Raw genomic sequence first — 25,524 nt, forward strand, 5'->3', positions numbered from 1 at the left:
GGACGGCGTGGCCGCAGGCGTGCTGGGCGTTCGGGCAGAGCCGGTTGCGGTGTGCGCCGTGCGCCGTGCTGTATCGGGGTGACTGACATGTTTAGGAGGTGTTCGAGGTTGGGGTGTGGAAGCGACGGCCGGTCGTGCATGTCGATGTGTTTATCCTTGCCTGTTTGGGCATGTTCACTCGTACGTCGACGTCAGGGTTGGTAGTCGTCGTGGACGGTGACGCGGGACATCTCGTAGGTGTCGCCGGTGCGCCAGTAGTGCAGGCGTCGTGCGGCGGGCGTGCCGCGTTGCAGGGCGACGCGCCAGCAGGTCGCGCCGTCGGTGCGCGTGACGTAGGAGCTGCCGGCCGGGCCGGTGCGGAGTTGGTGTGTGTCTCGGCCGGGTAGCTGGTGGACCTGGCCGGTGAGGATCTCCACGACCACGGCGATCACCTTCGCGCGGCTGATGCCCTCGATCATGTCCACCGAGGGCAGGAAAGCCCTGGCGAGCCGGTAGGTGGCGAGGGGCCGTTGTGCCTTTTCGCCGGCGGGCACGCGGCGGGCCCATTCGGTGTAGACGTCGTGGCGGAACTGCTGCTCCGCGTCGAGGAACAGCGGCTGGTCGGGTTCAGGTTGGTCGCGGCGTTCGGCGCGCAGCTGCCGCTGGGCCTGCTGGCGGGCCAGATCGGCGCGGCGGTACCGGGTTTGGAGGTCCTGCACCGTCCGATGCGCGCGTCGCAGATCGGCGCCGAGTTCCGCGGTGTGCGCGCGTAGCGCGGCGAGGTCCTGCTCGAGCGCCTCGCGGGCCGCGCGTTCGGCGGCGAGCCCCGCCTGGGCCGGAGGTCGGTGTGCCAGCAGCGCCGGTGTGGCGCTGCGCGGTTGCGGCACGTCCGTCACCGGGGTTGCTGATCCGACGGGAGCCGCCGCGTTGGTTGCCAGTGCCGGCCGTTGCTGCGCGATCGATGCCGGTGGTGCCGCGGGCGGTGGTCGCGCGGTGTCGGGGGCGCTGAGCCACGGCGGCCCGCCGGGCAGCAGACTCGGCGCGGCGACGGCCTGCTCGTCGCCCGTGACGTCCAGGTCCAGGTGCGGCTCGCCGGAGCTGCGGATGTCGACGCGGGCCGCGACGACTTCCCCGATGGTGAACAGGTCGTGCAGAAGGTCATCGGGATTGGCGGTCACGTCGGCGCGGGTGACATCAACGGTGACGCCGGGCAGCAGCCGCAGCGTGACCGTGTCGGCGTCAACCGCGGTGACGTCGGTTAGCGCGATGTCACCCGGCCGGTAGGTGGCGGCGAGCGCGGTGCGTGCCGCCTGCGGATCGCTATCGGGCAGCGCGGCGCGCAGGTCCAGCCGCCGCGATGCCGGGTCGTAGGCGCCGCTGACGTGTTGTCCGATGCGGAGAACGCGTTCCAGTGGCACGCCGGGCACGGTCAGCTCTTCCCAGACAGACGCGACCTCGCCGTCGTCGAGTCGCACGAGCGCCCGCGATCCGATCAGCGCCTGCACCACGCCTCGTCCAGGCCGCATCCGCTCGACGTCCTGCGGTTCGTCTGCTGCCGCGGCCCGGAAGGCGTCGCGGACCAAGTGGTCCGTGACTCTGTCGCGATCGGCGGCGGAGTAGGCGAACCGTAGTCGCGCGAGCTGTGGGTCCGCCTCCCAGGCGTCGCCGACCGGATAGACCCGCGCGGCGCCTCCATACACCTGTGTCCCTGCGGGCATCGCCGCCGAGAACACCCACGACAGGCGGCTGGTCGGCAGAATCACCACCGTCGCCAGCCCGTCGACCGCCTCGACGATCGCGTCCGTGTCGGCGAACGGCGCGTAGTGCCCGGCCGGCACCGTCACCAGCACCACCGGCCGATCCCGGGCCGGGTCGCGCAACCAGAGGGCCAACGCGCGCGCGTCGTCCTCAGATCCGATGCGGCGACCTCCCGTGGGCGGCCGCGGCACCGGCACGGCCCCGCTCACCGCACAGCCCGTCCAGGTGCACGCGCTGCCGCGACGCCACCGGTACTCGACGACAACCTATCGCGGCAGCATCGGCACGTACCCACAGCCCGGGCTTCGGTCACCAGCGCCCATTCCACCGTCCGACGCCTCCCGACTATCGAGTCCGGCGCTGCAGGGCCAGCGCATCTATGGTGGGCACGGCGGTGTAGTACCGCAGCGTTCGCCAGACCCGTTCCGGCCGCGACCGCCCTTGCGGTGCCGCTGGTCCGCGGATGCCGCGCGGTGTGGCGATCTTGGCGACGCCGGTCAGGGCCGCCACGGGGGAGCCGCCCTGACCGACCCCCGCCACCGTACGTGCATCGATGGTTACAGAGAAGGGAACATCCGGGTGGCATCGGCACGCCCAACAGATGAACGCACGCGCTCGCCCGACGAATCACGGGGAGACCGATCGGGCACCAGCGGATCTGACAATTGACGGCGAGCCGGGGTGCGTCCCCTCACTGTCACGCTGATGTGAGACAGCGCCGACGAGTTGGCGAGGACGCCGCTGGCACCGAGGCAGGCACCCTCGCCGTCGTCTACGGATTCGCCGACCCGGTCGACACCCGGCAGCCGACTACAACCCGCCTGCTGGGCTGTGCTTTGTCGCCTACGTGATCAGCATCCAGTCGTCTACGGCGGCTGGCGCTGGATTAGCGCCAGCGAGCCGAGATCAAATGGACGTACGGCCACCCCGACCTACGGGGTCGTGGGCTGGGACACCAAACTGCTACGGCGACTCGAATAGGAGAAGCCCTGACATTCGGCGTACGGCACCTCCGGCTCGAGACCGGCCGACACAACCACCGCGCCCTGCGGCTCTACACCGCAGCCGGATACGAACCCACCCCGCCCTACTTCCTGGCAGAAACCCGGCTATCAACCGGGCTTTCGACAAGCGCCTCCAGCCGTATGCGCCGGCGACGAAGCGCTGCGCGAGCACCCGCCCGCAGGCGTGGCCGAACAGGCCGGGGAGTGGGCGGACTGCCAGGCGGCCGACGCGGCGGGCGAGGTTGGTGAGCACGACGGTGACGCCAGTCGAGCCACTCAACCCACAGATCCCCAGCTCACCGCACGCGTCGCCCACTACGAAACGGCCCTGCCCGGCGGGCAAGGGCAGCACAGGCGGCCGCCCGGCCTTGATCACATCCTCGGTGGTGCTTCTATACCGAGTAGGTTGAGGCCGGTGGCGAGGGTACGGCCAGTGAACTGGCACAGCGCAATTCGGTTGTCGCGCTGAGCGGGGGTGTCTGCGCGCAGCACAGGACAGGACTCGTAGAACTCGGTATACGCCTTGGCGAGTTCGAACATGTAGCCGCACAGCCGGTGTGGTTCGAGAGTGGTGGCGACCTCGGTGAGGATTTCCTCGCACTCGTCGAGGGAAAGGATGAGTGCGCGCTCGGTGGGGTGTAGCGGCAGGGTCGCGTCGACCTGCCCAACGGTCTTGCTTCCAGGGACCTTGCGAAGGATTGATTGGATCCGGGCGTGGGCGTACTGGAGGTAGACGCCGGTGTTGCCGGAGAGCGCGACCATTCGGCCGATGTCGAACGTGTAATCCTTGGTGCGGGAGGTGGACAGGTCGGCGTACTTGACCGCGCCGATGCCGGCGGCCTGCACAACGTGGTCGAGGGTCGCGGCGTCCAGGCCGTGCGCCTTCTCGGCGATGACGGTGCGCGCGCCGTCGACAGCGGCGTCGAGTAGTTCGCTGAGGCGAACGGTGCCGCCGGAGCGGGTCTTGAACGGTCGCCCATCAGGGCCGAGCACGGTGCCGAAGGGAACGTGTACGGCGTCGACGTCGTGGGTCAGCCATCCGGCCCGCCGTGCGGTAGCGAAGATCATGCGGAAGTGCAGGGCCTGGCGGGCGTCGACGACGTAGAGGATGCGGGTGGCCTTCAGATCGCGGATGCGGTATCGGATCGTGGCCAGATCGGTCGCGGCGTAGCCGAAGCCGCCGTCGTTCTTACGCACGATCAATGGGACCGGATCACCGTCTGGGCCGATGATGTCTTCGAAGAAGACGCACAGCGCGCCCTCGCTGGGCACCGCGATGCCGGCGGCGGTCAACTCGTTCACGACATCGCCGAGGTAGGGGTTGTAGGTGGACTCGCCTGCCGAGTCTGCAGGGGTGAGTAGCACTCCGAGGCGGTCGTAGATGGCCTGGAAGGCGTGCTGGGATTCACCGACAAGATCGCGCCAGACGGCGAGGGTGTCCAGGTCGCCGGACTGGAGGGCGACGACCCTGGATCGAGCTCGGTCGGCGAAGGCCGTATCGGCGTCGAACTGCGCACGGGCGGCGCGGTAGAGCCCGTCGAGCGTGGACACCGTGTTGGTGGCGTCCACAAGCGTGTCCTGCTGTCGCCAGGGCAGTTCGGGGTGCTCGTCGAGATACTGAATGAGCATGCCGAACTGGGTTCCCCAGTCACCGAGGTGGTTCTGGCGAACCACCTCGGCACCGAGAAAGTCCAGGACGCGAGCGAGGGCATCGCCGATGATCGTGGTCCGCAGGTGCCCGACGTGCATTTCCTTGGCGATGTTAGGCGCCGAGTAGTCGATTACGACACGCTCGCCGGTCGCCGGCGTGCCGATACCGAGCCGCTCGTCGCTCATTCGATCGTTGACCCGGTCCCAGATCGCCCCGTCCCTCACCTGCAGGTTGAGGAAGCCGGGTCCAGACACTGTCGCGGAGACGGTCTGGTCGTTGATCGCTTCGGCCAGGGACTGGGCCAGTTCACGGGGTGACCGGCGGGCCTGCTTGGCTAGCGCGAGGGCGACGTTGGACTGGAAGTCGGCGTGGTCGGATCGTCGCACCAGGGGGTCGCCGCCGGCCAGATCGGCTGGCAGGACCTGGGTCATGGCCGCGGACACTGCGGACTCCACCAGGTTTTTGGTTGCGACGGCGTCGGTCACTCGGGCGTCTTCCTTCTCGTCCATCACAAGCTGTGATTGTTTGGCACGCAACTGACATCGGCAGCCTACCGGCCGAGCCGCTTGACTCCGTCATGGTTTGCCGCCCCCACGGCGTGCGACGAGTGATCTTCGTATCTGTGCACGCTGTTCCACGAGCACCCCGTCAACGGCGCGGGTCGCGTCGGCAGTGTTCAAGCCAGCCAAGCCGCACTGGACCAGACCATGCAGAGCGGCTGTGTCCGAGGAGGCGTAGCCAAGGTAGTCCTTGCCATGGCTGCCGCTACCGGGATCACTGATCAGCATGTGGACGAGGTGGGTTATGGAGATCCGTTCGGTTTCATCGACCATTGACAGGGCCAGCAGTGCCACCGCGTTGCTCGCCTGCGCTTGGTGTTCGCGGTAGCGCTCGACGTTTCCGCCCAGGAAGATGTGAGGGCTGGTGAGCGCGTTGAGGATCAGGCGGAGCTTGAACGGTGTCGAGTTCAAGAACCCCGGTTCTGCGACTACCGGCGGAATCGACAGCCGGCCCGAAGGGTCGATGACGAAGCCGCCGAGCGCGATGGCTTGAATCACCTCATCGGTACGGGCGAAGAGCTTGACCTCGTACGCCACCTCCTCGTCAAGGTCCAATCCGTGCCGGGCGTGCAGGCTCCGCACCTCGCTGACGAGCGCTGCGGTATCGATCCGGTCGGGCCCTTCATCGGTGATGAGGAGAAGGTCCAGGTCTGACTGAGGGCTGGCGGTGCCACGGGCATGGGAGCCGTAGACGAGGCCGTAGCCGGCGGTGCCAACAAGCTTGTGCAGAACCCGGCTCGCGTCGGCGAGCAGCTCATTGATCATCGGAGCCTCCGCGTCAGCGACGCCGACGCCGACCCCGCCACATGCGCGCGGCTCTCGATCTTCCAGAAGTCGATGAGATGGACTCCCGAGGGGATAAGGACCTCGCCCGATGGCTGCTCGTGCTCCCTGGCGAAGCGTTCAACCGCGGCTCGGGTCGTGGGGTCGGAGACCAGTGCGGGGAACGACTTGAGGTGCACGATCTCAAACCACCGGCGCGCCGCGTCCGGAGTCGGAGCTGCGGCGACACCGCCACGACGGGTGTGGACCAGGCGGCCCTCGCCGCGTGACTCGGCGTCCCGTAGTCCCTCGATGACAATCTCACGGGCGTATCCGCGGCCAGTGCCGGGAAATGGGGCGATCTGCTCCCAGAGTTGGGTGACGAGTCGCTGCTCGGGCGTTTCGGAGTCGAAGAACATGACGATCAGGCGGCCATTCGGGGCGACCAGGCTCAGGACGTCGCGCACAAATCCGTCGGCTCGCCTGCGGGCATCCGCCGCGTCGGCTCGCGGGCGGATGCCTTCGGATGTCATCTCCTCGAACAGATCGAGGATGGGGTAGCTCAAGGACCAGAACGCGCCGACTACGTCGAACGTGCCTGCCAGGCCCTTGGCATGCATCGCCTCGACCGCCTCCCGGATGTCCAGGCACGCGGCCTGGGCGTCCGGGAACCGCTGGCGGAAGGCTGCGATCATCGGTCCGCCGCTATCGATGCCGTACAGCGTTGCGGCGTATGGGGCCAGAACGGTGGTGACCCGCCCGGTCCCGCAACCGAGATCCAGGACGTTGAGCCGTCGGTCGTTGCCAGGCTGCCCGTAGTGCTCAAGCATGAGCCGTGCCACCAGGTCGACATCCTCCACACCGTCGAAGAAGTGTGGCAGCAGTACCTGCTCGTAGATGCCGGGCGCGTGGTAGACCGCGCGGAATTTTTCGGATTGAATATCCATCATCTGCCTCCCAGGGTGAGTGACGACGGGGATCCGGTTAGCAGGACTCTTCGATGTCGGCACCAAGCGCCTGCACATGTCCGAGGATGCCGCCGATGTGGCGCTCCTCGATACGTAGATTCGCGCCCATGAATCGGAGTGGATGCAGGATTTCGCCGGTTCGCAGTACCCCGGGGTCGGGGATGCTGAACTGGTGCAGGTGCCACTGGCCAACCTCGAGAAGGCGGCGGTGGATCTCCTTGTTCACGGTGTTGACGCGATCGATGTCCGGCCGGGTGGGGTCGACGTCCGTGGGGAGGTAGAGAAACGCCACGGCCGTGAGGTCTGGATCGTGTAGCCGCAGGAAGCGGGGCCGCTGGTCAACCGCCTCGACGAACGCCCGCGTGATCTCCATCCGGCGCTCGATCATTGCGGCGAGCCCGGCGCGTCCGTGGGCGCGCATCATCATCCACAGCTTGAGCGACGCCCACGGTTTGGTTCCAATGAATGGTGTGATCTGTCCGAAGGCAAAGTCCTCCTGCATGATGAGGTCGGAATAGCTGGTGATCATGCGAAGGTGCTCGGGTACTTTGACGAGCAGAGCGCTGACGCTGTACGGCACCGCCATGACCTTGTGTGGATCGACCGTCACGCTGTCGTACTCGGCAATGCCGTCGACGCGGGGCCGCAGGGCCTCGCTAAAGGTACACACGAAGCCCCAGCAAGCGTCCGCGTGCAGCCAGATTGACTCGTCCGTAGAGCGCACCACGTCGTGCACGGCGCGCAGGTTTTCGATTGTCTGCGTTCGGCTGTCTCCGGCGTACGCGACCACCGACATGACGCGGCCCTTGTGCTCGTGCAGGGTCCGCTTGAGCGCCTGCAAGTCGTAACGGAAGTCGATGGTGTCAACCTCGATGATCTGAGCGCCGCAGCCGATCCAGGTCAGCGCGCTCCTCACGCTGTAGTGCCCGATGCCACGGGGGACGATGACGCCGAACTGGCCCGGGTCGGACACGCCCCGGACCATGCAGCCCGGCGCCCGCTGCTCCCTCGCCAACATCATGGCCACCGTGTTGCTCGACGTGCCGCCCGTCGTGACCAGGCCACCGACATTCCATACGCAGGTGAGATCAGGTACCGGGAGGTTCGTGTATCCGAGTAGTTCGCGCAGCCACCGCAAGGTGGCGATCTCGACGAAGGTCGCGCTGGGCGAGTCGAAGCTTTGGTTGATCAGGTTTTGCTGGGTAAACAGCGCCAGTAGCCCGCCCGCCAGCGCGGCCGGATCGTCGCCGGTGTCGCCGAACCCGAGGAAGTATGGGCTGTTCTCGTTCTTGCACAGCGGCAGCACCGAGTGCCGGAAGTCGTCGATGATCTCGGCCAGGTCGGTAGGGTGCTCAGGCAGTTCACGGACGAGGATGTCCCGGATCTGCTCGGGACTCCTCCGTTGCCGGTAGATCTGGTCTTGCAACTTGAAGTCGACGCAGACGTCGATCAAGTGTTTGAAGACCTCGGTGTGGGATTCTCTATTTTCACTGGTAAGAGCAGTTGGAGATACGCCAGGGTTGATCGTTTGCACCAGGGAACCTTCCTTGTCGATCGGGCGGGCCTCGGCCTCTGGGGATCCCGGCTGTTGTCGCCGATTCCGGTGGTTGATGGACCTGGTGCCATCACTTCGTGTGCCCAGGATCACCCCTCACGAGGGGGCTGGGAATACCGACTTATGGTCCGACCTTGTGTACCGACCTATGGTCCGACCAGGTGCTGAGCTGGGCAAACCAGCCCGCACAGAGGATCCTCGCGCCGCCTGTCGTGGCACCGCTTCGGATGCAGCCGCGCACGGTCGTCAGCGGCCGGCTTGGGTGCCACGACGTCGGTTCGGGGCGCTGCCAGAGCCGGCGGGGGAAGGCGTCAGTCGATGCCTCACGCCGAGCGCCCCCGTTGCTCACCTGACAGGCCACTCAGGCGAGGAGGAGCTCCAGGCGGCCAGGTCAGTACTGGCCATTGCGAGGGGATCGGCGTGGTCCGCGTTTTGTGTGAGGCGGCATGAGACGCATGAGACGCCGGCGAACCTGTTCATTGGCGAAGCGTCGGAGGGGCGCTGGGGTGCTACTTCATGTTGTGCGCGGAGCGCCGCAGGTGGACCCTTAACGAGTCCGCAGCTGTGGTCATTGCAACGAGGTGGAAGTCGTTGGGTATGAGGCCGGGGTCGACGATGTTAAGCGCCTTGGACGGATCAGCTCGCGATACAGAGATGATGACCTCGTCGATGGCGTGCAGCTGCGATCGCAGTGCTTCGGCGTACTCATGTCCGACGACGAGCACGCTACGTGCGCCGACTGCGTAGGCGGCCGACAACCACCGCAGCGGGCCGACGTCAATATCGGCTTCCCCCGGCAGTGCGAAATGCTCTGCGGCGTGACCGCCGGGGATGCCCTCGTAGAGGGTCTTGTCCGCCACGACGAGATCCGCGCCACCGCGAAGATCGAGCAGAAGATGCCCCTCCGCCGCCTGTTGACGCCCGTCGTCGGGGGCGTACGCCCATGTCAGGTAGGGTCTCCGGCGCGTGGTTGCGGTCAGCCAGGTGCGAAGCACCGTGAGGGCTTCGTCGTGCAGCACGTCGGTTTCGACCTCGACGCCTGCGGCAGCGAGCGTTGCGGCACCGCCTTCGCCGCGGGAGGTTGGGTCGATGACGCCGATGATGACGCGGGAAACGCCGGCGTCGAGCAGCGCTTGGCGGCACGCCGGTGTGACACCGACATGGTTACATGGCTCAAGCGTGACGACGGCTGTCCCGCCATGAGCCGCGTTTCCAGCGGCGGTGAGGGCGTGCACTTCGGCGTGCGGCTCGCCCTTGCGGCGGTGAAACCCTGCACCCACGATCGTTCCATCCTGGCTCAGGATGACGCATCCGACGGGCGGGTTCGGGCTCGTGGTGCCCAGCCCAAGGGCCGACAGCGTGATGGCGTGCCGCATCGCGGCCAGCTCTACGTCTGATGCCATCGGGGGGTCTCCACAAGGTCGTCGAGGAACGCGCGAACGTCGGCCAGGTGACGGTGTTCGTCTACCGCCGATCCGATCTGAGCGAGTTGGTGCAAAATGCGTCGCGATCCAGCGCGACGGGCGACCGGCAGCGCGATACGCGCGGTGGCGGCGGCCTGGTCGGGCTGGTCGGCCGCGACATGCGCTGCGGCCTTGGTCAGCAGGGCTGAGGTGAAGTCCTGGCGATGAAGCGACGGGATCGACGGCAGCGCCGCGTCCAGCACCGCGATGGCCTCCTCGGGACGCTGCCCGAGCCGGAGACAGGTCCCGCGGTGAACTTCGATGTACCCACTCGTGCAGTAAGAGCCGTGCTCCCCTTCGGGCTTACCTGGGCCACGGTCGGCGGCCCAACGATGCGCGTCGTCAAGGAGCTGCATCGCTTCACGATTCTCCCCAACTGCGGCGAGCGCATGAGCATGCTGAACGCGAAGCGCCGCCCGCACCGGGTTGGGCACCTTCGTGTCATTGACCATGGCGGCACCGGCCCGTTCGACAGCACGATGCGGCTTCCCGGCGATGAGCCAGTACTGGCTGCTGCGATACATCGCCCACGCCGTCATGACCGGATCAGCGATCTGATCGGTCCAGGAGAGCGCCTTCCCGGTCCAGCGATGAGCGGCTGGGGCGTCGTCGAGCGACTGGTTCAACCATGCTGCGGACTCGGCGTACTGGGCGGCGAGGCGGACGAGGCTGGGGCGGAATGACGTTGGCACCTCAACGAGCAGCCGATCGACAAGCGTGAGCTGGGCAGTGACGCCGATGAGCGCGTACTGCGGTCCGAACAGCTTGTCGTTCTGAACCAGCAGGTGCCACTGGGCGCGCAGCTCATAGATTGTCTCGTCCCAACTCCCCGGCGACGGCTGACCGGTGAAATGGCCGGTGCCACTGGTGATATCGGTCCGTCGTGGGATGTAGAGGTCGAGTTGAGTGTCGGTGACGGCGCCGAGGACATAGCGGAGGGCAGCGCGGCGTTCTTCGCTGGGCCAGCGGTGTTCGCCGCGTTCGAGCTTGCCGATCCAGCGGGAGTCGACGTAGTGGGCGGTGAGGTTGCGCCTGGGGTAGAGCCGGTCGAGGGCGGTGTTGACGGCGTCGGCCAGTTCGCTGCGCGACACGCACTGGCCTGCCCGCCGGGGTGATGGCAGTCGCTGGCGGGCGTCGCTGAGTAGGGTGTTCGGCGTGATCACCGTGTCCGGATGGCGAGGCAACTACAGGTCCCGGCACATCGGTCGATGAACACCGAGGTCCTCGTCGGTGGTGGCGTCGAGGACGTGGCGCAGGGCGGTGCGGCGCTCCTCGCTGGGCCAACGGACCTCGCCGCGTTCGAGCTTGGCGAGCCAGCGAACATCGACGACGATGGCCGCCTGGTTGCGTCCAGGAGCGTGGTCACGGAGCCTCGCATTGATCGCATCGACCAGTTCGCTGCGGGACATGCCCTCTGCGGAACTTGTGGGCGAAGCTGTTCTTCGGCGAGCTTCGCTGAGCTGAGTGTTGGGCACCACATCGGTGTCCAGATAGCGTCGCACTGGCCCTCCCTTTCACATTCGCGCGCGCCCGCCTGCCCGGACGCCTTGCTGTTGACGGTGATTATTCGAATTCGCTCGACGACAGTGCGGATTCGATATCCAACAGCTCAATAATTCGACCCAAGGGTCACCATTGCCCCGCTGAGGACTGTCGTTCGACGCCCATGGCTGACAAGTGGCGACCGAAGGCTTCGGTCAAACTGTGGAGCAGCGCGTGTCCTTTCTCCCTAGTCGCGGCCGATGGCTGGCCGATGACGCCTGTCTGCGTGTACGCACCCATGCCGTGCACAAGGAGCATGGAGCGTTCGTCAGCGAGGTGGTCGCCTTGCGCAACGCCGGGGCGGACGGCGTCCGGGCAGCTGTGCAGCAGGATGGAGACCTCCAATTCGCCGGCGTGCATATCGCGATGCGCGTCAGTCTCTAGATCGGCGGCTGCCCGTGCCTGGTCCCAGTCAGCCCGGGTCGGGAACAGCGTCATCACGCCCGGCTTTGACGCGTTGGCGGTCTGGACGATGTTGCTGAGCACGTAGTTGCCGCCGTGGCCGTTGACGATGGCCAACCGCGTGATCCCGTTGTTGGCGAGTGACTCCCGGATGTCCTCGACGATGGCCGAGAGAGTCTTATGGCTGATGCTGACGGTTCCTGGCCACGCGGCGTGCTCGTGCGAGCACGACACGGTGATCGGCGGCAGAACGAGAACGTTGTACCGTGCGGCGATTGACGTGGCGATCGCCGCGGCGATGATTGTGTCTGTGGCCAGCGGCAGGTGCGATCCGTGCTGCTCGAAGCTGCCGACTGGCAGCACCGCGACCGTCGGAGTGCGGGCGGCGATCTCGGTGCTGGTGGTCATGGGGATTAAATCCACTCGGTTATCTTGTCACCGGCTGAGCACCGCAGCGCGGTGAGCATCGACGAAGGCTCGCACGGGGGCGAGGGTGGTGTGGCGGCGCAGCGCGATGGCGAGCGGCTGTGACGCTCGGATGGCGCGGTACGAGCCCGTCTCGTTGGCGAGCCGCAGGGCGTTCATGCCGTGGCCCGCTGCCCGCTCTGGGTCGTCGGGCAGGTAGCACTCGCCGAGGTGTGCGTACCAAATTCCGGCGTCGAGCAGGGGTACCGGGTTGTCGCCGTCTAGGAGCTCGTTGAATATCGCACCGGCGGAGAGCGTGTCTCCGAGCAGTTGCCGGCAACGCGCGTCGACCGCGGTGACGTAGCGCAGGTCGCAGTGGCTGGCGAACTCGTCCTCGGCGTCGTTGGTGGCGCTCTGCAGCCCTCGGCGGGCAGCGGTGATCACGCTGTCGGTGTCGTCGTCGCCGTTGCTGGCCAGCGCTTCAGCCAATCGCGTCAGGCACAGGGTGCGTGTGCGGGGCGGCACCGGGCCGTGGGTGAGTGATCGGCGGGACAGCGTGATCGCGGCGCGGACGGCGCCGTCGTCGAGGGCGCGTTGGCTTTGGCGCATGAGGATGTATGCGCCGAGCAGCTGGTCACCGGCTTCGTTCGCCCGGCGGTGCGATCGGTCCAGCCATGAACCACCATCCGAGGCCCCACTGTTGTCGGCGACCCAGCTCATGTATTCCGACCACCGGGCGTCGACGCTCGCCAGGTGCGGTCGGCCGCCGTTGCTTTGCAGGTGGTCGAGGACGTCGAGGTGTTGGCGGACCTGGGTACCAAGGTGCGGGGTTACGTAGGGGCCGGCCTGCTGTGTGAGGCGGTGGAGTTCGGCCAGCCACACTTCGACCGCGTCTGGCTGGCCGGCGATGAGCGAGTCGTCGACGCGGATGCGGCTCACCGATGCGGTTGGCGCTGCTGGCTGCGGACCGGAGTACTCGGGTGGGGCGTCGGGCGAGCGGCGTGGGCTGTAGAGGCCGAGCCGGGCATCGTCGGTGACGGTCAGCACGTGGCGGAGAGCGACACGTCGCTCGACACTGGGCCAGCGGTGCTCCCCGCGTTCGAGTTTGCCGATCCACCGGAAGTCGACGTACTGCGCCGTCATATCCCGGCCAGGGTGAAGCCGATCGAGGCTGCTGTTCACCGCATCGGCAAGCTCGGTGCGCGACATCTGCTGGTCACGCCGGTGCGGCGACGACCGGGACTTGCGGGCCTCACTGAGCAGGACATTCGGCTCAATGATCGCTTCAGGGTGACGCGGCACAAGCTACCTCCACGGCACATGAACCTTCCATCAGCGCGATGACGCGCGACGCTTCGGCGGCCATGAATAGTATTTCAGCACCAGCAAGCGTCGCGCGCCCCCGCCGTCGACTGCCCTGATCTTGTGGCCGCCAATTTCTGAGGCGGGTGCCCCTGACCGGGCGCCGGGCGATCAGCCTCACAGCCGCGCCGCTCGCATTCGCGTCACCGAGCGTGCCGCCCTGCTGTGGCCAGAGACAGGGATCAACGGTTGAACGTGCCAGCTCGGACGCTCCCGGTGAACGCGCTCCAAGCGGCGGGCTCGAATGCCAGGACGGGGCCGGCGCTGTTCTTCGAGTCGCGCACGCCGATGGTGCCATCGGCGGCGCTGGCGACCTCGACGCAGTTGCCATCGTCGCTGCGGGTGGACTTACGCCATCCCGTGAATTGTGCGGTCATGCGGAAACTCCTTCGATGGGTGACAGGCCCTGCGCCGCGTCGCGGAGCAGGCGAATGCTGAGGTCAGGTGCGAGCGAGGCGGCCTTCAACCGGCTGTGCAGGCTCAGGTAGGGCTGGACCTCATCCATCTCGGTGTAAATCACATCATTCGTGAGGGTGTCGACTGCGACGGCCAGGGAGTTCGGCGTGTCGCGGTAGCGGTAGATCGAGTACGCCGATTTATAGGCGCTGTGGCCCTTGATCGATATGCCGATCGGCAGCACCTGGATGGTCACGGTGGGGTGCGTCGCGCAGACGTCGATGATGTGCCGGAGCTGGTCGGCGACGATGTGCGCTTCGGCGGCGCAGCGTCGGATCGCGATCTCGTCGAGGACGAGGTCGTAGCGCGGCCCATCGGCGGCGAGCAGTAGTTGCTGCCGGTGCGCCCTGGCGGCGACCGCCGCGGCGGGGTCGAAGGTCTCGGTGTGACGGGCAGGTTCGCTGCGCAGCCGAGCGTCGGCGAACGCGGTCGTCTGGAGCAGGCCGGGAAACAGCGCCAAGGCGTACTCGGTGATGGACTCGGCCCCGCTTTCCAGGTCGGCGTAGGTGGCCTGACGGAGGCCCATTCGTTGCGCGTCGGCCATCCACCATCCGCGCGCCCAGCCATCGGTCGCCGCGTCCATGATCGCTGTTCGCCGCTTAACGCCGACAGCCAGATAGTCACAGATCACGCTGACCAGATCGATATCAGGGCCGAGATGACCGTTCTCCAAGGCACTGAGCTGTTGACGCGGAAACCCGACGGCGCGTGCGAGTTTTTCAGCCGGCATCGCGTGCTCGTCACGCAGTCGCTTGATCTCGCGTCCTAGCCATCGTCGGCGAACGTACGGACTGGGGCGGGTCACCGGCTGCCTCCAGCAGTCTGTGTCAACCCGGTCGACAATCGCGGCCGGCTGGGTGCGCTCAATGTACCTCCGAGAGTCGCCGAAACGATCTTGCTGAGGCTCAAGGTCCATCCTGAATGCCCAGCTCAGGGGGTGGTCGGACCAAAGGTCGGTACACAAGGTCGGACCAAAGGTCGGTATTCCCAGCCGTGGACGGCTCCGTGATCGTTGATGTGCAACGAGCAAATCATCAATGGGCCGACGCGGCGCTGGCTGGCACGGCTCCGCGAGGCGGGAACCTCGATATGGCATCGGGGCCGGATCGCGACTAGGTCGGCTGCGCCGACTGCGAGTCCAGGCGATGACGACGGCGATGCCGCTGTGCAGAAGGAGGTCGAACAAGATGCGCGATGTACTCGCCGCAGGCGCGGCACCGATCGCCGTGTGCCAATCGGGTGTGGCCTTCGTCCAGGGACTGGGCCGAAGGCGAGGGCTGGCCGCGACGTCACCAAAGCGGCCTCATGGTGACTCGCTGGGTCTGCGGACTGCCCCTGCGCTCGGGTCTGGGGCGCCGGGTGTGAGTGCCGCCGGTGTGTGCGGGCAGGGGGCGTTGGTGGCGCGCCGCCGCACGATCAAGGAGGCGCTGTGAGACGACGAGCCGTTGCGGAGCCTTTGGCGTTCAAGCTGCCTCGGTGGCGGGACAGGCGGATCCGCACGAAGTTGACGCTGTTGTTGGTGCTGCCCTTGGTGGCGACGCTGGCGTTGACGGGCGTCTTGGCGGCTGGTGCGGCTACCGCTGCGTCGCAGGCCGGGCAGGCACGGCGGTTGGTGGCGCTGGGTGGTGCGGCGAGTCAGTTCGCGGCGCAGTTGCAGCGGGAGCGGGTGGCGGCGGCTCTGGTTCTTGCCCGGGGCAGCAGTGCGGCGACGCTTGAGGAGTACCGCAGGCGAATCGCGCTCACCGATCTGGTTGCCCGGCAGTTCGACGGGGCGCGGGAGGGGGTGCGGGTTCCGCAGGGTCTTCAGGGGCCGCTACGTCGCCTCACCGACCAGCTGGCCAGCTTGGCGAAGCTGCGTCGGCAGGTGCAAGCGGAGCCGGATGCCATCGCCAGTCTGGTGGTGTTCCGCTACCGGGCGGTCGTGGCCGATCTCGTCGCCTACCGGCAGGGCCTGTCTCAGGTAGGGGTGGACTCGGGGACGGGTAACGATCTGCGTGCCAGTGCCTCGCTGTCGCAGGCCATTGAGGCGCTTGGGCTGATGCAGGTCGCTGTCGTGCGGTCTGCTGGTGCGGGGCGGTTGACGCCGGCGGGTCAGCAGGAGATCGTCAGCGCGGATGTCGGCTTCACCGAGGCGATGCAGGCGTTTCGCACGCTCGCGCCAGAGTCGTGGCAGGCCCGGGTCAACGCCCGTGTGAACGGTAAAGATGTCCTCGCGGCCGAGCGTTTGCAGGGTGTGGTCGCGCGCGCCGCGCCGGGCGAATCATTGCGGTTGGGAGCCAGCGCGTCCAGTTGGGCAGCGGCCGTGGATGCCCGCATGGATCTTCTGCACGCCGCCGAGCGGGAGCTGGACGGCGAGTTGCTGGGCGCGGTGACTCGGCAGCGTGATCAGCAGCGGCGCACGATCGTCACGCTGTCGGTGACCATGTTGGTGTGCCTGGGCGTGATGGCGGCGGTCGGCTGGTGGGTGACCCGCTCGTTGACGGGTTCGCTGCACCGGCTGCGTACGGGAGCGATCGCGGTCGCGACGGACAGGCTGCCTCGCATGGTCGCCCAGCTGGCCGGTGACAATCCCAGCCAGTCGACCATCGATGAGGTGATGGCCGAGGCCGCGATGCCGATCCCCGTGCACGGCCGGGATGAGGTGGGCGAGCTCACGAACGCATTCAACACCGTTGTCCAAGCGGCGGTGCGGATCGCGGGCGAGCAGGTTGCGCTTCGCGGCACCGTGGCGGCGTTCATCCTGTCGCTGTCGCGTCGGCTGCAGTCACGCGCGGATCGGATGATGGTCAGCCTGGACGCATTGGAGCGTGACGAGGAGGACCCGGATCGGCTGGAGAAGCTGTTCGACCTTGATCACGTCGCGACGCTGATCCGTCGGATGGTGGCCAATCTGCAGGTTCTCGCGGGCGGTCGTGCGGGCCGATCACGACCGGAGGCTCTCGCGCTGCCGGATCTGTTGCGCGCCGCCGGTGGGGAGGTCGACGACTACAAGCGGGTGCACCTCGGGTTCGTCGACAACGCCGTTCTGGTGGGTCGAGACGTGGCCGAGGAACTCACGCACCTGCTCGCCGAGGTGATCGACAACGCTGCCAGGTATTCCCCGCCGGACACACCGGTCATGGTGGAGGGCGGTCGTGTCGGAGATCTGCTGCACATCCAGGTCCGCGATGTTGGCATCGGTATGCGGGAGGCGGCTCTGCGGGCCGCCCGGGATCGGTTGGCGTATCCGCATCGGATGGATAGCGCGACGACCGAGCAGATGGGCCTGCCGGTGGTGGGCCGGATCGCCGAGCGCCTCGGCATCACGGTCACGCTGCGCTCCGACGTCGGCGAGGGCACCCGTGTTGATCTCACCGTCCCGTCGTGTCACTTCAGCACCGCCGGAGCGAATGACCCGGCGGTGGCAGCACCGCCACGCGCGGTGGTCGATGAGCGGACCCGGGAGCTTCCGGCGTTGTCGTCTCGCTCGACGCCGCCGGTGGCCCTACCGCCGCCTCCGGCGTGGCCTCTCGCGGTCGAGGCGCTGCCCTTGACGCCGGCGCCAGCGGTAGGGCCGCCACCGCCGTTGGCGGTCTTTGAGCAGGTGCTGCGGGAGCCGGCTCATTCCTGGTTCGCCACGGCCGAGGACACCTCGGTCGGGGGTCGGCCTGTGGTGCCGGAGCAGTGGCGGGTGGCCGCGGAGGCCGCCCTCCATCAGCCGGCGAGTGAGGTGACCTCGCACGGGCTGCCGGTGCGCCGCCCCGGACGAAGGGTCATCCCGACCATCCCGACGCAGACCCGTCGGACGCTTCGGCCGCTACGCGACCCGGAGGCGTTGCGACGGCGAATGGCGGCAGTCGATCACGCGCTCGGCGCGGCCGGGCGACGTACTCATCACCCACTCGCGGAGGAGCCCCCACGATGACACGCCCGATTACCCCCACGACTGCTTCGAAGCGCGACCAGTGGGACTTCCTCCTCGATCAACTCTGTGGCACGCAGGGGGTCGCGCACGCCGTTGCGGTGTCCACCGACGGGCTGTTGATCGCCAAGAGCGCGACGCTGTCGAAGGACAACGCCGACCAGCTCGCCGCCTGCACCGCCGGTATGGCCAGCCTGACCAGCGGGATGGCCACGCTGATGGCGGGCGGCACGGTGGAGCAGACGGTCGTCGACATGGCCGATGGGCGGGTGGCCATAATGTCGATCGGTGATGGCTCCGTGCTGACCGTCCTTGCCGGCAAGGACGCGGACATGGGCCAGGTCGTCTACGAGATGGCCATGTTGATCAACCGGGTCGGTGCGGCTCTGACGCCGGACCAGCGACCCGTACTGCAGGCATGACGAGTCCTTATCAGCCGGTGGGAGCGGTTGCGCTCCACCATCCGCGCTCGTCGTCCGTCGCCACGGCGGAGCGGCCCACGGCTGGCGGTGGGCGGCGGGTCAGCTCGGCGAAGATCGTGGTGGCGGGCGGGTTCGGCGCCGGCAAGACCACCTTCGTCGGCGCGATCTCCGAGATCACACCTCTGCGCACCGAAGCGGTCATGACGAGCGCCGGCGTGGGGGTGGATGATACCGCTGGGGTGCCGGGGAAGACGACGACGACCGTCGCGATGGACTTCGGCCGGATCACCATCGACGACGCGCTGATCCTCTACCTGTTCGGCACTCCCGGCCAGGACCGGTTCTGGTTCATGTGGGACGAGGTGTGCCGGGGTGCTCTCGGCGCGATCGTCCTGACCGACACCCGCCGCCTGGATGACTGCTACGCCGCCATCGACTACTTCGACGAGCGGCGGCTGCCCTACGCCGTTGTGATCAACGCGTTCCCCGAGGCGCCCCGGTTCGGTGACGTCGAGTTGCGCCAGGCGCTCAACGTGGCGGACACGGTCCCGCTGCTGCACTGCGACGCCCTCGACCGGGCGCAGGTCCGCCAGACGCTGATCGTCCTGGTCGAGCACGTCATCGCCCTGCGGCATGCCCGCGCCGACACCCATCCCCAACCCCGATGAGGAGCCCCGTGAACCGTCGACGACACCCCACCCGTCTGCTCGCCACCGTCACCGCCCTGAGCATGCTCGCCGCGCTGGCCGGTTGTTCCGGCTCGAGCCTCGACTCCGGCAGCACTGCCGGCGACACGATCAGGATCGGTCTGATGGTGCCGCAGTCGGGCCCCTACAAGGCGATCGGCGATGACCTGGCCATGGGTTGGCAGCTCTACCTCGACTCCCACGGCGGGCAACTCGGCGGCCACCGGGTGCAGGTCATCACCGCTGACGAGGCGGAGGGCAAGCAGTCAGCGCTCAACGCCGCACGCAAGTTGCTCGACAAGGACAAGGTCGCGGTCATCGCCGGGACCGGCAGCGCCGACGCCGTCGAGTCCATCAAGACCCTGGTCACCGAACGCAAAATCCCGTTCGTGGGCACCGGTGGCCGGCCCTCAACGTTGACCGACGTCTCCTACATCTGGCACACCTCGTGGTTGTCCCGGGAGACCGGGGAGGCGATCGCCGGGCACGTGCGCACCACGGTTCCCGGGCCGGTCTACGTCATCGGCCCGGACTACCAGGGCGGCTACGACCAGATCGGCGGATTCGTCGACGCGTTCGAGAAGGCGGGCGGGAAACTCGCCAACGACGGTGGGAAACCGGCCTGGACGCCGTGGCCGGCCACGACGAACTTCCTGCCGTACCTCAACAAGATCGCCGACACGGACGCGAAGGCCGTGTACTGCTTCTACGCCGGCACCGCCGCGGTGCAGTTCGTGCAGCAGTACGCGCAGGCCGGACTCAAGGGCAAGGTCCCGCTGTACGCGGCGGGTTTCCTCACCGAGGGCAGCGTCCTCGCGGCCGAGGGTGCCGCCGCTGACGGGGTGCAGACGGTGCTGAACTACGCCGCGAACCTCGACAACGCCGCCAACCGGGCGTTCGCCCCGGCCTACCAGCAGAAGCACCAGGCCGCCCCGAACCTCTACAACCTCACCGGCTACGACGCCGCGCTCGTCCTCGACCAGGCCATCGCCGCGGCCGGTGAGAGGCCGACAAGCCAGTCGATCAACATGGCGATCGGGCGCCTCGGCGCGATCGACAGCCCTCGCGGGCAGTGGCGCTTCGGCGCCAACCACAGCCCGATCCAGCCCTGGTACCTGCGCAGAGTCGAGAACGACGGACGCGCCCGCGCCAACGTCGTCGTGCAGAACTTGACCACCCTCGGCAGCTAGGAGCCCTCTCATGACCGCAGCACCCGACACCGACACGACGGCCGCCGACGGCCGGTACACCTTCGACAACGCCACCATCGACGCCGCCCGGCAGGTGCGGTTGCTCGCCGAGATCCTCGACGGGCACTCCACCGACGTGCTCGCCCGCGCGGGGGTGGAGTCCGGGTGGCGGTGCCTCGATCTGGGCACCGGCGCTGGCAGCGTCGCGCGGTGGCTCGCCGACCAGGTCAGCCCGGCCGGGCGGGTCGTCGCCATCGACGCCGACCCCCGCCACGTGCCCACCCATGAGCTGATCGATGTGCGCACCGGCGACGTCACCACCCTCGACCTCGGTGAGGGCGAGTACGACCTCGTGCACGCCCGGCTGCTGCTGATGCACCTGCCGCAGCGCGAGCAGGTGTTGCGGCGTGCTGTCGCGGCGCTCAAGCCCGGTGGGGTGCTGGTGGTCTCCGACTGGGACTGCACCCACCTCGACGAGATGCTGCTGCGCGGTGCCGCCGGCCTGGCCGAGGCGTTCGTGACGTTCCAGACGGCGCTGGTCGGCCTGGCTGTCGACAACGGCGCCTCCGCGAGCTGGGCTCATCGGGTGCCGGTGGCCATGCGCGACGCCGGCCTGGTCGACGTCGAGGCCGAGGTGCACAACCGACTGTGGACGGGAGGTGAAGCCGGCTGCCTGCTGCATGCCAGCAACAGCCGCCAGATGCAGGCCGCGGTGCTCGCACGCGGTGTGAGTGTCGAACAGTTGGCGACGCTGCGCGCCGCAATGGAGGACCCGGGCACCCTCGCGTGGTCGTACCCGATGGTCACCAGCGTCGGCCGCCGGGCCGAGGACTGAACCAGACCACCAGTGAGGGGAAAGGGGAGCGTGCCGTGGGACAGGTAGCAACGTACGGGGTGACCGCGCTGGACGGGGTGGCCTTCGGGCTGCTGCTGTTCGTCGTGGCCGCCGGCCTGGCGCTGGTCTTCGGCGTCATGGACGTACTCAACATGGCCCACGGCACGCTCTACCTCCTCGGCGCCTACCTCGCCTACCTCCTCACCGACGGCAGCCTGATCGCCCTGATCGCCGCCCTCACCGCCGGCGTAGCAGCAGGCGCCCTCGGTGGTGCCGTCTTGGCCGCCGCGCTGCGCCCGCTGGCCGGACGGGGTCACCTCGACCAAGCCCTCGCCACCCTCGGCATCGCGTTCCTCGCCGCGGACGGCCTCGCCGGCGTGTTCGGTGCGGCTCCGCTGGCGGCCGACCCGCCGATGGTCCTCGCTGGCCGCGTCGACATCGCCGGGCACGGCTACCCGGTCTATCGGCTGGTGTTCATCGCCGTCGCCGCCGCGGTGGCGGTCGCCCTGCAGTGGGTGGTGCGGCGCACCACGGCGGGCCTGATGCTGCGCGCCACCGTCTCCGACCCCGCCATGGCCGCCGCCGCCGGTATCCGCACGGGCCGGGTGCGGGTGGTGGCCCTCGCCGTCGGCGGGGCGCTCGCCGTCACCGCCGGGGTCCTCGGTGCGCCCCTGCTCGGCCCCGCCCCCGGAGTCGACACCAGCGTGCTGGTGTTATCGCTGATCGTCGTCGTCCTCGGCGGCGCCGGCTCGATCCCCGCGACTCTTGCGGCGGCGCTGCTGGTCGGACAGGTGCAAACCCTCGGTGTGCTCGTTGCACCCTCCGTGGCCCCGTTCGCCCTGTTCAGCGCCCTGTTCGCAGTCCTCGTGCTTCGCGGCCAGGCCGCCGCACCGACCATGGCGAGGCCAGCATGACCACCACCACTGCCACCACTGCCACCGCTACCGCCAGCGCGCCGGCGCACCCGACGGCGCCGCCGGAGGCCGGGCGCCCGCGGCGTGGGGTCCGGGCAGGTGGTGCCGTGTGCGTGGGGCTGGGCGCGCTGCTGCTGCCGGCCCTGACCGACGCGTACACCGTGTCCCTGGCCAGCACGGCCCTGGTCCTCGCGGTGCTGGCCCTGAGCACCCAACTGCTCGTCGGCGTCGCCGGCCTGCCGTCGTTCGGCCAGGCCGCGTACTTCGGCGTCGGCGCCTACACCGCGGCCCTGCTCGCCGACGCGGGCCTCACCGCCGGGCCGGTGCAACTCGCCGCTGCGGCCTTCGTCGGCGCGGTCACGGCCGCCGCCACGGCCCCGCTTGTGCTGCGGACCCGCGCGACCGCATTCCTCATGGTGACCTTCGCGGTGCAGAGCCTCGCCGCGACCACCGCCGCGCAATGGAGCACCGTCACTGGCGGCGACGAAGGGATCCACACCCCACCGGTCACCGTCTGGCCCGGCACCGCGCCGCTGACCGGCCCTGGGTATGTCTACTGGTACACGCTGGGCTGCTTCACCCTGCTGGCCGGCGCCGTGGCGGTGCTGATGCGTTCCCGCCTCACCCTGATCCTGCGCGGCTGCGCCGACCACGAAGCCCGCATGGCCGCCCTCGGCCACCACGTCAGCGTCGAACTCGCCGCCGGGTACACGGCCGCCGGGGCGCTCGCGGGAGCCGGCGGGGCGCTCCTCGTCGCGGTCAACCGGTACGTGTCTCCGGCCGACCTGGGCTTCGAGATCGCCGCCGTCACCCTCCTGGCCGCCGCGATCGGCGCCGGCACCATGACCGGCGCGGTCGCCGGGGCGATCGCCGTGGTCACCGCCCGCGACCTGCTCGGCGGCGCCACCGGCGGCCATGCTCCCGCCCTGCTCGGCGTGTTGTTCCTCGCCGTCGCCTACGGCCGGCCACTCGCCCGGCATCGGCGGTGGTGGTCGTGACGCTCCTGCGCCTCGACGCAGTGGGCCGCTGCTACGGCGGACTGCGGGCCCTGCACGATGTCAGCCTCACCCTGCCAGCCGGTGCCCGCCACGCCGTCATCGGCGCCAACGGCGCGGGCAAGAGCACCCTGTTCGGGATCATCGCCGGCAGCGTGCGCCCCACCAGCGGCAGGGTTCTCCTCGATGGTCACGACGTGACCCGCCTCGGCCCGGCGGCCCGTGCCCGCCGGGGCGTCGGCCGGACCTTCCAGCACCCGGCTGTGTTCGGTCGGCTCTCCGCCGCCGCGAACGTCGCCCTAGCCATCAGCCGCCGCACCCCGCCCGGCGCCCGATCCGGTCGCATCCGCTGCGGCGCTGTCACCGACCACGCCCACGCGGTCCTGGACACGGCCGGACTCGCCGAATACACCCACCGGCCCGCCGCCACGCTGCCGTACGGGGTGCGCCGACGACTGGAACTGGTGGTCGCGCTCGCCACCGCGCCGCGGTTGCTGCTGCTCGACGAGCCGTCGGCCGGTCTCGACCCCGGTGACCTCGCGCAGCTCGTGCAGACGATCCGGGCACTGCCCCCAGACGTCACGGTCCTGCTGATCGATCACCACCTCGACCTCGTGTGGGACGTCGCGGACACCGTCACCGTCCTGCACCACGGCCACCACATCGCCACCGGAACCCCGGACGCGATCCGCGCTGACTCCGCCGTCCAAGCCGCCTACCTCACCACCACCCCCGAAGCGCCGGCCCCGCCCACAGCCAGGCCGCACAGCGATGGCCGGCGACCACTGCTGCGTGTTCGCGGACTACGGGCCGGCTACCACGGTGCGCCCGCAGTGCACGACGTCGACCTTGACCTATCGGAGGGGCAGATCCTGGCGCTGCTGGGCCGCAACGGCGCCGGCAAGACCACCGTGCTTAACGCCCTGGCCGGACTCGTGCCGTTCGCACCGCCCACCACCGTCACGCTCGGCGGACGCCCGCTGCCCGCCGACGTGCACCGGATCGCCCAGGCCAGATTGAACCTCGTGCCGCAGGGCCGGCGACTGTTCAACCTGAGCGTCGCCGAGCACCTCACCGTCGCGCGGGCGGCGGCCGGCAAGGGCAGCGATACCGGCCACCGGTGGAGCCAGGACGACGTCCTCGCCCTCCTACCCGCGCTGCGGGCCCGCCTTGGCCACCACGCCGCGCACCTGTCCGGCGGCGAACAACAGATGCTCGCGCTCGCCCGAGCCCTGCTGGCCCACCCCCGCGTGCTGCTCCTGGACGAACCGTCCGAAGGCCTCGCGCCGGCCGTCGTGCGGCAGATCGCTGCCGCGATCACTGCGGTCGCCGCCCACGGTGTCGGTGTCGTGATCGCCGAGCAGAACCTCCCATTCGTCCTGCCCCTCGCCGACCACGTTGTCGTCCTCGAACACGGACAGGTTGCCCTCACCACCACCGCCACCGCGCACTCCGAGCCTCTTGGTCGCCACCTCGGCGAATTGCTCGGCGTCACCCCAACCGGAGCCGGACATGAGCACTGACACAGACGCGACACCGTTCCCGAGCCGCTTCGCGCTTCTCGCCTACCCCGACGACGAGGAAGGCCCCGCGACGATCGTGGGCTGGGGACTGGCTCTGCCCGACGGGACCGCCTTCGGCTTCAGCCTGCACCGGGGGAACAACCTGCTCACCCTCTGCGCCAGCGCCGACGGTGTCGCCCGCCTACACAACGCCGACCCGGAGTGGATCGACGACGAACCCGGCCGCCCAGCCCAGCCGCAGAGCCCATGAACCCCACCCACTCCACGAGGAGGAAAGCAATGGCCGCTCATCCGCCCGCAGTGCTACCAGTTCCGCAGCAGCGCCCGCGTGAGCTGGGCCCGCTGCAGGAGATGGTGGACCCGATCATCCTCGCCGAGCTGACCCGCCTCGGCGTCTCGGCAGGGGAGACCGCCCTCGACGTGGGCACCGGCACCGGCTCGATCACCAGGCACCTGTGTGACCTCGTCGGCTGCGGCGGGAAGGTCATCGCCGTCGACGCTGACCCGCCGATCCTCGACCCCACCGGTGTGCTCGACGTCTTCCAGCGGGACCTGCGCACCGAAGAGCTGCCGGTCCAGCCGGACAGCATCCACGTCGCCGCCGCCCGCTGCGTCCTGGCGCACCTGCCGAATCGGCACCAGCTTCTCAACGAACTGATCACCGCGCTGCGGCCCAGCGGGCACCTCACCCTCATCGACATCGTTGCCGCCCCGGTATCCGTATACGCGCCCGCCGACGCCGACAGCGCACTCATCGGCTTCGTCATCGGCACCATCCTCGACGGTCTCGCGGCCCGAGGCATCGACCTGAACTGGGGCAACACGACTCCGTCGTGGCTGCTCGCCAACGGCTTCGAAACCGTCCACACACGCTGGCTCGCCGACACCTGGGCCGGCGGCACCGCCGGCTGCCAGCTCTACGCCGAACACGCGACCCAACTGGCCAGTCATCTTCTCGCCAAGGGCCTGTCCGCCGGGGAACTGGAGCGATTCGGCGACCTAATGACCGACCCAAGTGTCCTCGTGCGTGGCTACACATTCGCCTCCACCACCGCCCGCAAACCCCGGCAACAGCGGGCCACCTGAACCGGTCGCCCCCAGGGCGTTCGCAAGGTAGAGATATGTCCGTTCTAGGTGATTCCTGGTAGTTGTAGGGATCGGCGCGGGTTTCGGCTGTTCTTTCGTAGGGCT

22 protein-coding genes and 1 pseudogene are annotated in these 25,524 nt (G+C 68.6%); 11 read left to right on the forward strand and 12 right to left on the reverse strand.

Annotated features, from left to right (window positions below; translation table 11 throughout):
- Positions 1–191: 191 nt before the first annotated feature.
- A complete protein-coding gene (locus AB0H52_RS28920) occupies positions 192–1,871 on the reverse strand; it encodes a hypothetical protein (protein ID WP_357951373.1) in 1,680 nt (559 codons plus the stop codon).
- A gap of 771 nt (positions 1,872–2,642) precedes the next feature.
- Here AB0H52_RS28920 and AB0H52_RS28925 point away from each other — a divergent pair.
- Positions 2,643–2,990 (forward strand): GNAT family N-acetyltransferase, encoded by a 348-nt coding sequence (locus AB0H52_RS28925; RefSeq protein WP_357951413.1) that lies wholly within the window; start codon positions 2,643–2,645, stop codon positions 2,988–2,990.
- Between the two features lie 123 nt (positions 2,991–3,113).
- Here the strand turns inward: AB0H52_RS28925 and argS are convergent, their stop codons facing one another.
- From argS to AB0H52_RS28980, 11 genes and pseudogenes are all read right to left on the reverse strand, one after another.
- Positions 3,114–4,901 (reverse strand): arginine--tRNA ligase, encoded by a 1,788-nt coding sequence (argS, locus tag AB0H52_RS28930; protein WP_357951415.1) that lies wholly within the window; start codon positions 4,899–4,901, stop codon positions 3,114–3,116.
- A gap of 66 nt (positions 4,902–4,967) precedes the next feature.
- Positions 4,968–5,717, reverse strand: a complete 750-nt coding sequence (locus tag AB0H52_RS28935; protein WP_357951375.1) for a nucleotidyltransferase domain-containing protein — start codon at positions 5,715–5,717, stop codon at positions 4,968–4,970.
- Complete coding sequence (locus AB0H52_RS28940; protein ID WP_357951377.1) at positions 5,714–6,661, reverse strand: class I SAM-dependent methyltransferase; 948 nt, start codon at positions 6,659–6,661, stop codon at positions 5,714–5,716. The genes AB0H52_RS28935 and AB0H52_RS28940 overlap by 4 nt, the downstream gene beginning before the upstream one ends.
- Before the next feature lie 37 nt (positions 6,662–6,698).
- Positions 6,699–8,216, reverse strand: a complete 1,518-nt coding sequence (locus tag AB0H52_RS28945) for a pyridoxal-dependent decarboxylase (RefSeq protein ID WP_357951379.1) — start codon at positions 8,214–8,216, stop codon at positions 6,699–6,701.
- Between the two features lie 530 nt (positions 8,217–8,746).
- The gene (gene ribD / locus AB0H52_RS28950; protein ID WP_357951381.1) at positions 8,747–9,640 is read right to left on the reverse strand and encodes a bifunctional diaminohydroxyphosphoribosylaminopyrimidine deaminase/5-amino-6-(5-phosphoribosylamino)uracil reductase RibD; all 894 of its coding nucleotides are present in this window, start codon (positions 9,638–9,640) and stop codon (positions 8,747–8,749) included.
- Between the two features lie 968 nt (positions 9,641–10,608).
- Positions 10,609–10,791, reverse strand: a pseudogene (locus tag AB0H52_RS28955) (hypothetical protein); the annotation flags it as partial.
- 93 nt (positions 10,792–10,884) lie between these two features.
- Positions 10,885–11,109 (reverse strand): hypothetical protein, encoded by a 225-nt coding sequence (locus tag AB0H52_RS28960; RefSeq protein WP_357951383.1) that lies wholly within the window; start codon positions 11,107–11,109, stop codon positions 10,885–10,887.
- 220 nt (positions 11,110–11,329) lie between these two features.
- Entirely contained in the window at positions 11,330–12,067 is a 738-nt protein-coding gene (locus AB0H52_RS28965) for a creatininase family protein (RefSeq protein ID WP_357951385.1), read from the reverse strand.
- Positions 12,068–12,079: 12 nt separating this feature from the next.
- Positions 12,080–13,192: a hypothetical protein gene (locus AB0H52_RS28970; RefSeq protein WP_357951387.1), complete on the reverse strand. Its 1,113-nt coding sequence runs from the start codon at positions 13,190–13,192 to the stop codon at positions 12,080–12,082.
- 401 nt (positions 13,193–13,593) lie between these two features.
- Positions 13,594–13,788, reverse strand: a complete 195-nt coding sequence (locus AB0H52_RS28975) for a DUF397 domain-containing protein (protein ID WP_357951389.1) — start codon at positions 13,786–13,788, stop codon at positions 13,594–13,596.
- On the reverse strand, positions 13,785–14,672 hold the full coding sequence (locus AB0H52_RS28980; protein WP_357951391.1) for a helix-turn-helix transcriptional regulator: 888 nt from the start codon (positions 14,670–14,672) through the stop codon (positions 13,785–13,787). Before AB0H52_RS28980 ends, AB0H52_RS28975 begins: the two co-directional genes overlap by 4 nt.
- A 699-nt stretch (positions 14,673–15,371) precedes the next feature.
- Between AB0H52_RS28980 and AB0H52_RS28985 the strand changes: the two genes are divergently transcribed.
- The 10 genes from AB0H52_RS28985 to AB0H52_RS29030 are packed head-to-tail and all read left to right on the forward strand — an operon-like array spanning position 15,372 to position 25,419.
- Positions 15,372–17,771, forward strand: a complete 2,400-nt coding sequence (locus AB0H52_RS28985) for a sensor histidine kinase (RefSeq protein ID WP_357951393.1) — start codon at positions 15,372–15,374, stop codon at positions 17,769–17,771.
- On the forward strand, positions 17,768–18,190 hold the full coding sequence (locus AB0H52_RS28990) for a roadblock/LC7 domain-containing protein (RefSeq protein WP_357951395.1): 423 nt from the start codon (positions 17,768–17,770) through the stop codon (positions 18,188–18,190). Before AB0H52_RS28985 ends, AB0H52_RS28990 begins: the two co-directional genes overlap by 4 nt.
- The gene (locus AB0H52_RS28995) at positions 18,187–18,858 is read left to right on the forward strand and encodes an ATP/GTP-binding protein (RefSeq protein ID WP_357951397.1); all 672 of its coding nucleotides are present in this window, start codon (positions 18,187–18,189) and stop codon (positions 18,856–18,858) included. The genes AB0H52_RS28990 and AB0H52_RS28995 overlap by 4 nt, the downstream gene beginning before the upstream one ends.
- Positions 18,859–18,866: 8 nt before the next feature.
- Positions 18,867–20,066, forward strand: coding sequence for an ABC transporter substrate-binding protein (locus AB0H52_RS29000; protein ID WP_357951399.1), 1,200 nt, complete (start codon positions 18,867–18,869; stop codon positions 20,064–20,066).
- Positions 20,067–20,076: 10 nt separating this feature from the next.
- Positions 20,077–20,901 carry a methyltransferase domain-containing protein gene (locus tag AB0H52_RS29005; protein WP_357951401.1) on the forward strand — a complete coding sequence of 275 codons (825 nt, stop codon included), beginning with the start codon at positions 20,077–20,079 and terminating at the stop codon, positions 20,899–20,901.
- A 35-nt stretch (positions 20,902–20,936) separates the two neighbouring features.
- Positions 20,937–21,815 (forward strand): branched-chain amino acid ABC transporter permease, encoded by an 879-nt coding sequence (locus tag AB0H52_RS29010; RefSeq protein ID WP_357951403.1) that lies wholly within the window; start codon positions 20,937–20,939, stop codon positions 21,813–21,815.
- Entirely contained in the window at positions 21,812–22,813 is a 1,002-nt protein-coding gene (locus tag AB0H52_RS29015) for a branched-chain amino acid ABC transporter permease (protein WP_357951405.1), read from the forward strand. Before AB0H52_RS29010 ends, AB0H52_RS29015 begins: the two co-directional genes overlap by 4 nt.
- On the forward strand, positions 22,810–24,333 hold the full coding sequence (locus AB0H52_RS29020) for an ATP-binding cassette domain-containing protein (RefSeq protein WP_357951407.1): 1,524 nt from the start codon (positions 22,810–22,812) through the stop codon (positions 24,331–24,333). The genes AB0H52_RS29015 and AB0H52_RS29020 overlap by 4 nt, the downstream gene beginning before the upstream one ends.
- Positions 24,323–24,583 (forward strand): hypothetical protein, encoded by a 261-nt coding sequence (locus tag AB0H52_RS29025; protein ID WP_357951409.1) that lies wholly within the window; start codon positions 24,323–24,325, stop codon positions 24,581–24,583. The genes AB0H52_RS29020 and AB0H52_RS29025 overlap by 11 nt, the downstream gene beginning before the upstream one ends.
- Before the next feature lie 29 nt (positions 24,584–24,612).
- Positions 24,613–25,419, forward strand: a complete 807-nt coding sequence (locus AB0H52_RS29030) for a methyltransferase domain-containing protein (protein ID WP_357951411.1) — start codon at positions 24,613–24,615, stop codon at positions 25,417–25,419.
- The last annotated feature ends 105 nt before the right edge of the window (positions 25,420–25,524 follow it).

Origin of the sequence: Micromonospora sp. NPDC050695 (assembly GCF_040654415.1) — a bacterium.
Taxonomy (GTDB): domain Bacteria; phylum Actinomycetota; class Actinomycetes; order Mycobacteriales; family Micromonosporaceae; genus Micromonospora.